At 69.5% G+C, this 6888-nt stretch carries 10 protein-coding genes and 1 tRNA gene; 3 read left to right on the plus strand and 8 right to left on the minus strand.

Features of this window, described 5'->3' with window-relative positions; all coding sequences use genetic code 11:
• From D180_RS04750 to D180_RS04770, 5 genes are all read right to left on the minus strand, one after another.
• A partial coding sequence (locus tag D180_RS04750; protein WP_043090480.1) for a biotin/lipoyl-binding protein occupies positions 1–314 on the minus strand: 314 nt, incomplete at its 3' end.
• 8 nt (positions 315–322) lie between these two features.
• A complete protein-coding gene (locus tag D180_RS04755; RefSeq protein ID WP_017911897.1) occupies positions 323–529 on the minus strand; it encodes a DUF1656 domain-containing protein in 207 nt (68 codons plus the stop codon).
• A complete protein-coding gene (locus D180_RS04760; protein WP_017911898.1) occupies positions 513–2681 on the minus strand; it encodes an FUSC family protein in 2169 nt (722 codons plus the stop codon). Before D180_RS04760 ends, D180_RS04755 begins: the two co-directional genes overlap by 17 nt.
• On the minus strand, positions 2678–3175 hold the full coding sequence (locus tag D180_RS04765; RefSeq protein ID WP_017911899.1) for a MarR family transcriptional regulator: 498 nt from the start codon (positions 3173–3175) through the stop codon (positions 2678–2680). The genes D180_RS04760 and D180_RS04765 overlap by 4 nt, the downstream gene beginning before the upstream one ends.
• A 289-nt stretch (positions 3176–3464) precedes the next feature.
• Positions 3465–3941, minus strand: a complete 477-nt coding sequence (locus D180_RS04770) for an LEA type 2 family protein (RefSeq protein ID WP_017909054.1) — start codon at positions 3939–3941, stop codon at positions 3465–3467.
• Between the two features lie 672 nt (positions 3942–4613).
• Here D180_RS04770 and D180_RS04775 point away from each other — a divergent pair.
• Positions 4614–4689: transfer RNA gene (locus tag D180_RS04775), tRNA-Phe, on the plus strand.
• 5 nt (positions 4690–4694) lie between these two features.
• Here the strand turns inward: D180_RS04775 and D180_RS24725 are convergent.
• Entirely contained in the window at positions 4695–4817 is a 123-nt protein-coding gene (locus D180_RS24725; protein ID WP_255325526.1) for a hypothetical protein, read from the minus strand.
• 240 nt (positions 4818–5057) lie between these two features.
• On the opposite strand from D180_RS24725, the gene D180_RS04780 reads away from it, so the two are divergent.
• On the plus strand, positions 5058–5303 hold the full coding sequence (locus D180_RS04780; RefSeq protein ID WP_017911900.1) for a hypothetical protein: 246 nt from the start codon (positions 5058–5060) through the stop codon (positions 5301–5303).
• 95 nt (positions 5304–5398) lie between these two features.
• Complete coding sequence (locus D180_RS04785; RefSeq protein WP_017911901.1) at positions 5399–5944, plus strand: lipocalin family protein; 546 nt, start codon at positions 5399–5401, stop codon at positions 5942–5944.
• A gap of 267 nt (positions 5945–6211) precedes the next feature.
• Here D180_RS04785 and D180_RS04790 read toward each other — a convergent pair whose 3' ends face one another.
• Together D180_RS04790 and D180_RS04795 are read right to left on the minus strand one after the other, a co-directional pair.
• Positions 6212–6598, minus strand: coding sequence for a hypothetical protein (locus tag D180_RS04790; RefSeq protein ID WP_017911902.1), 387 nt, complete (start codon positions 6596–6598; stop codon positions 6212–6214).
• A gap of 28 nt (positions 6599–6626) precedes the next feature.
• The coding region (locus D180_RS04795) for an exodeoxyribonuclease VII large subunit (RefSeq protein WP_304412378.1) at positions 6627–6888 on the minus strand (262 nt) is incomplete at its 5' end.

The raw sequence follows: 6888 nt of genomic DNA on the forward strand, positions 1-6888 counted from the left end.
CTGGCGCCGGCCGCACGCGCCTGCGCCTGCGCGACCGCAAGGTTGGCGCGGGCCTTTTCCACGGCCAGCTCGTAGCGCTTGCGGTCCACGCTGAACAGCAGGTCGCCGCGCTTGACGTGCTGGTTGTCGCGCACGGCGACCGCATCGACCAGGCCTGACACGTCCGGCGCGATCCGCACCACTTCCGCGCGCACGCGGCCGTCGCGGGTCCAGGGCGAGAGCATGTAATGGCGCCACAGCGCATGCGCCAGCAGGGCGGAGACCAGCACCACGATGGCGGTCAGGGCGAAACGGATCAGGGCAGGGGTCTTCATGGCGGGACTCACGGAAGAAGGAGCAGGCCGAGCGCGGCGAAGGCACCGACGTAGACGGCCAGACGGAACAGGGAGGGATGCCAGGCGTAGCGGTACAGGCCGGCGCGGCCGGCGACCGCGTCCAGCGCCCAGGCCACCAGCAGCAGGGCCACGCCCAGCACCAGCAGGCCGGGCACGTACACGCCGGCGATCGAGAGTTCAGCGGGCAGCAGCATCGTCGGCTCCTGGGGTGGCGGTGGTCGGCGCAGGCGTATCGGCCAGCGCGGCGAGAACGGAATCGGCGTCGAGCAGCGCGCCGCGCAGCAGCAACAAGTGTTCGCGGGTGGGCTTCCAGCGCAGCGGTACCGCGCCTTCCACCTGGCTGGCGGCCAGCGCTGCCTCCACCCGCTGCAAGGCGTGTCGGTGCCGTTGCGGGCTGGGATCGAGATACAGGTCGGCCAGCGCCTGCACGGCGGCCTCCACCGCGGTGGCCAGGGCCGGCGGCAGCGTGCCTTCGGCCGCATCGCGGCGCAGTTCGACCAGGGTGCGCCCGGTTTCGTGCACCGACAGCGCCCAGCCGAGCAGGTCGCGCAGTTCGTCGCTGCCCGGCGGGGTGTGCGCGACGATCTGCTGGAACAGGTCGCGGTTGACGCTCTCCAGTTGCAGCGCCAGCCCCGGCAGCGGCGCACGCGCGGCCAGCGTGGTCTGCCGCCGCAGCCGCTCCAGCAGGCGCCGGCGCTGCCAGCGGGTGCCGATCACCGGCGGCACGAATACGAACGTCGCGCTCACCGCCAGCGTCCCCAGCAGCAGCGGCACCACGCTGTTGAAGGTGGCCGCGGCGTTGAAGCTTGGCGTCGGCTGGACCGCCAGGATCGAAACGAAGGCCAGGTTGGCGCCGGTGGCGAAGCCGTACAGCGCCGGTTTCGAGGCCAGGTACAGGGTCACCAGCAGGAACGGCAGGGTGCCGGCGACGAACAGCACATAGCCGTCCATCTGCGGCAGCACCAGCAACTGGCAGATCACGCCGAGCACGATGCCGAACACGAACCCCTTGAACAGCGAGCGCGCGGCAGCGGGCGCGTTGGCGCTGGACGACAGGATCGCGCTCAGCGCCACCGCTTGGAACACCGCGGTGGCACCGCTGATCCAGCCGGCCTGGATCCACAGCCAGCACATCGTCGCCACCAGCAGCGCGCTGCGCAGCGCGGTCAGTGCGGCCGCGGCGTAGTCGTTGCCGCGCACGAACACCGCGGTGTCGCCGCGGTCCTGCGGCGTGCGCCACTGCTGCGGCGCGACCAGGGTCGCCTCGGTGGCCACGTAGTCGTGCAGGTCGGCGAAGAACCGCTGCAGCAGCGACACGCCGGTGTCGAATCCCTCGTGCCGTGCCGCCGGCAGGGTCGCACGCGCTTCGGCGGCACGCGTTGCCAGCGCATCGCGGCACGCCGCCAGCTTGCGCGCGGTCGCGGCTGCGCCCTCGCGTCCGCCGCGGTCGCTCAGCGCGGCCTTCAGCGGCCGATACAGGCCGATCAGCGCCTCGGCCACCTCCGCATCGCCGCTGCGCAGCAGCCGGTTGATGTAGTGGTGCAGCGCCTGGAAGCTGGTCGACACCGCCATGAAGCGCTGGTTGAGCAGGCGCAGGCGGCCGCTGCGCACCCGTGCCTCCGGATCCTCGAACACCACCGAACTGCGCAGGTCCTCGATGGTCACCGCGTCGCGCACGAAGCGCAGGTGCGCCTGCTCCATCGCCTCGCGAGGCAACTGCCCGCCGGTGGCGTCGCGGACGAAGTCCAGGAAGCCGTCGGACGCGCGGCGCACTGTGTCGCGCAGGGTCTGGCGCAGCCGGCTGGGAAACACCACGTCGCTGACGATGCCGGTCACCAGCAGGCCCAGCACCACCTCGGTCACCCGCGCCACCACCAGGTTGAACACGTTCTGCGGCTGGTTCACCGCCGGCAGCGCGATCAGCGCCACCGTGTAGCCGGACAGCACGAAGGCATAGGCCTTGAAGTTGCGGTACAGCAGCGCGCCGCCGGTGCAGGCGCCGATCCACAGCGACAGCGCCAGCACGAACAGCACCGGCTCCTGCGGGAACAACGCCACCATCGTCAGCGCCGCGACGCTGCCGATCAGCGTGCCCAGCACCCGGTAGAAGCCCTTGGCGAAGACCATGCCGGTCTGCCGGTGCATCACCACCACCACGGTGATCATCGCGGTCATCGGCGAGGCCAGGTCCAGACGCAGGGCGATCCAGCCGGCCAGATAGATCGACAGCAGCGTGCGCAGCACGAACAGCCAGGCCTCGCCTTCGCCGCGCAGGGCGTCGGCCAGCAGGGTGCGCAGGCCTGGCGCTGCCTCGGCAGCGGCGGCGTTGGGGTGTTGCGCGCTCATGCGGCGTCCTCGACCCCGCGCAGCAGGGTCTTCAGCAGCGCCTGCAACTGCGCCAGCGCCGCCGGATCCAGATGCTGCACATACGTGTCGAGCTGGGCGGAGAGGTCGGGGATCAACGCCTCGATCAGGCGCTCGCCGGCCTCGGTCAGCCGAAGCAGCAGCATGCGCCGATCATCGGCACTGGGCATGCGCTGGATCAGGCCCTTGTCGACCAGCTGACTGGTCAGACGGGTGATGTTGGCCGACTTTTCCCCCGCCGCGTCGCTCAGCTGGGACGGGTTCAAGGTTCCGTCGGGGCTGGCGTCGATCATCATCAGCACGTTGTATTCGGCGTAGCTCAGGCCATAGGGCCGCAACACCTCGTTGCTCTGGTCCAGGCTGAGCTTGTGCAGGAGCTTGATCAACCGCAGGACCAGCGCGGCTTGCCGCGGGAAGTGCGGATGCTTGCGGGCGGTCACGTCCAGGCGCTGCTCGGTGGCGGCGAAGCGGCTCATGCGCGGTTCGATGATTTGTACATGTATAAATAATACATTTATGTATTAATTTTGCGGTAACGCCGGCTGAACGCGGCCCGCTGGAGGAGGTGTGTCTCAGGAAAAACGCGCGGGACAGGCCTGCGCCGAGGGCGCAGTGCGTTAGCGTGCCGCGCGGCAGGTCGAGGCAGCGCCTGTGTCCGGTGAAGCGCAGGTCGACGCGCAGGCGCGTTCCGCGCCCAGGAAACCGGGACGTCGCGTTCGTAGAGAGAGAGAGCGGGGCCGGTGGCGCCTCAGCGCCACCGCCGGGTCAACGCAGCACGCCGTCCAGGCCGGGCGCGGGCGAGAGCATGTTGCGGGTGTCGATCTCGAAGCTACGCGGCTTCTTGTCTTCGGGTGTCGCGGCGATGCTGCCCTTCAGGGTGTACTCCAGGCTGCGGCGGCCGGCCAGGGCGTCGGCGACGGCCATGCGCGCGCTCGAGCTGGGCTTCAGCGCGACGCTCACCACGTCCGCCGTCTCCGGGCCGATCGAAATGCCGGGTGCGGCCTGCAGGCTGCCGGCCGCTTCGCCGCCCACCCCCAGGTCCAGGCGCAGGGTGTCGTAGCGCATCGGGATGCTGCTGTAGTTCTGCAGGCGCAGGTCCACCTTCCAGCTGCCGTCCATGTTGACCGTCAGTTGCTGCACGCTGGCGGCCGGGTCCGACACACGCCGCACGATGCCGTCGCTGCAGGCGCCGAGCAACGCGGTGCACAACACGAGCAAGCCGAGGCGGAGCGGGTGACGCATGGGCGGAATCCACGGAAAGGAAGACCGGCGAAGACTACACCACACCCCTGTCTGCCGTGGTGGCGCAGCGATGGCGGAGCCTCCCCCGGACTGCGCGGGCTACGGAAAGCTGGCGGCATGCCGGCGGTCGCGCGCGCGACGTGACGTGACGCAAGGCGGACAGCGGACACGCTCTACTGGCGCCTTCGCTTGGTGTCGAGCGCTTCCGCCACTGGAATGGCAGGCCCGCCCAACCTAGCTGCGCGATGGCGTCGTCCGCGTCGTGCCATCTGCCGGCAGCCCTCATCCGGCATGCGGCCGGCCTTTACCCCGTTCGGTTATGCCGTCCACCTCCGTTGCTGCTCCTCCGATCGCCCTTGGCGCAGCAACCTGCCAGATCATCCAGGCTGACCCACACGTCCCTGCGGACGTTCAGGTATGGCGGAATGACCGCGGCTGGCCGGGCGTCCGGTCCGTGTCCTCGGCGATCCGGCCGGCGGCCATCACCAAGGCGTCCCTGCCCTGCGCCGGCCGGATGCCGAGGACGTATCCAGCATCGCGTGCCCTCGGATCGGACGCAGTCGGCGCAGGCCGCGGCGATCGGTAGGAAAATTCTGCAACATTGCGCTTGCCCAATCCCGATCACCTCGCTATGATGCGCGTCCTCGCACCGGTCCTGCCGCGTTGCGCAGTGGCCGAGTAGCTCAGTTGGTAGAGCAGGGGATTGAAAATCCCCGTGTCGGCGGTTCGATTCCGTCCTCGGCCACCATTCTTTCAGGGCTTGCAGCAATGCAGGCCCTTTTCTTTTGCCGCGAGGGTTTGCGGCATCTGCATGCCTTGGCGGTGTGTTGCGCTGCCTTGGTCGCCGTCGTCGAAGGTGGCGTACGGCGTCGTCATTCGGCGTCCGGGCCGATCTCCCGCGCTATGCAGATTTCCGCATGCGCGAGGCCTGTTGCGACTGTCCTCTGCCCTGATCAGGTGTGAAGAAGGCGTGTCAACGTTCGTAGACAACTGCACCCAGTTCACGGTTTTTCGGGATCTTCCGCTCAATCAACGGCGCTGGCTGTCGTAATCATAGGCACGGGCAATCGGGGGAACCTGCCAATGACCAGCGGATTCGGACGGAGATATGGGGGCGTGGCCCTGCTGTTGGCCATGGCCGGCAACGCCGTGGCAGCCCCTTCCGACCGGACCGAGCATGCGGGCGAGCAGGGCGGTCTCGGTGCCGATGCGCCCTACATCGAGCAGGTCGGTTCCGAGTGCGTGATGGTCAATACCTACCTGCAGCGGCGCGACGGGGTGGTCGAGCGCGTGGTGCTGCGCGAGCCGGTGCAGTGCGCCAGCCATCCGGACCAGCACTCCATGGCCGATCTGAGCAACTGACCGCCGCGCCATGACGGCCGGCGCCTTGCGCCGCGCTTTACATCGCTGCGCCGCTCCTGCATAAGCTGCTGCTTCCCGTCCATCGGAACCTGCGCATGCGCCTTTCGCCGATCGCGCTGCTGTTGCTGGCGTGCCTGTTGTGCCTCGCACCGCCGCTGCGCGCCACGCAGCCGGTGAGCTCGGTCGCCGCGTTCGATCTCGGCCGTTATGCCGGGCAATGGCACGAGATCGCGCATCTGCCGGTTTCCTTCCAGAAGAAATGCGTCGGCGACGTCACCGCGGCCTATGTGCTGCGCGACGACGGTCAGGTCGGCGTGCGCAACGCCTGCCGCACCGCCAGCGGCGACACGCTGGCGGCCGACGGTGTGGCCCGGCGGGTGGAGGGCCATCCCGGGCGGCTGCAGGTGCGCTTCGCGCCGGATTGGCTGGCCTGGCTGCCGATGGTGTGGGCCGACTACTGGGTGATCGCGCTCGACCCGGATTATCAATGGGCGCTGATCGGCGAACCCGGACGCAAGTACCTGTGGGTGCTGTCGCGCTCACCGCGCATGCAGCGCAGCGTGTTCGAGGGTATCAAGGCCAAGGCGGTGGCGATGGGGTACGACCTCGACCCGCTGCTGGTGGTCGCGCCGCTGGACTGAGTGGGCGCTGCCGGCGCGTCTTTGCGGGCAAACCGGTGCCGTATGGGCGACAGGCGCTGAAGATCGGGCCATCGCTGGGGCTTTGCCGCGCGCTGTACGGCAGCGTGGGGCAGTGACTTGCAGTTCGCTGTGGCCGGCTGCTTCTGTCGGCGGTGGCGGTTGCACTGGAAAATGCGCATTGGCGCCGGCTGTCTGGCAGCGCATCGTGCATGCCGGGGTGGCGCGTCGCGGGTCACCGTGTGTGATGGACGCTGCAACCGCTCGGCGTCAGCCGGGAAATGCCGTCAGGGCCGCGGCCAGCAGGTCTGCGCTGTCGCCGTCGCGCAGCGCCTGCAGGGCGTTGCGGCCATCGGCCAGGCGCACCTCCCGCAGCCATTGCGCCAGCGTCGCCAGATCGCTGCCGCAGCCGTTCCAGGCCACGCAGATGGTGTCGCCGACATTGTGCAGGTCGGCGTGGTTCAGATGCTCCAGGGTGCCGTCAAGCGCCAGCCAGGCGAGTGCGCGTTGCGCATCCTCCGGTGCGCCATAGGCGGCGCCGTCGATCAGCGACAGCAGGTCGCTGCTGTCGGCGCGCCGCTCGGCCCGACGCCGTTCGGCGCGGCGCATGCCGTGCAGGATCGCCTTGATCCTTCCTTCGTGAATGCTGTCGGTCATGGGCGGCGAGGCGATGCGGGTGGACGGGTCACTCTTCGCGCTCGGCACGCAGTTGCAGTTCGCCGTCGGCCAGGCGTGCGCGCAGCCGATCGCCGGGCGCCACCTGGGCGGCCGAGCGCACCACGCTGCCGTCGTCGACGCGGGTCAGGATGCTGTAGCCGCGCGCCACGGTCGCCAGCGGGCTGACCGTCTCCAGGGCGCGCGCCAGTGCGCGCAGGCGCTGTGCATCGGTCTGCAGTTGCCGCGCCATCGCCGCCTGCGGACGTCGGCCCAGCGCCAGCAGGCGCACC

The sequence above is a fragment of the Xanthomonas sp. SHU 166 genome (assembly GCF_000364685.1).
GTDB lineage: Bacteria > Pseudomonadota > Gammaproteobacteria > Xanthomonadales > Xanthomonadaceae > Xanthomonas_A > Xanthomonas_A sontii.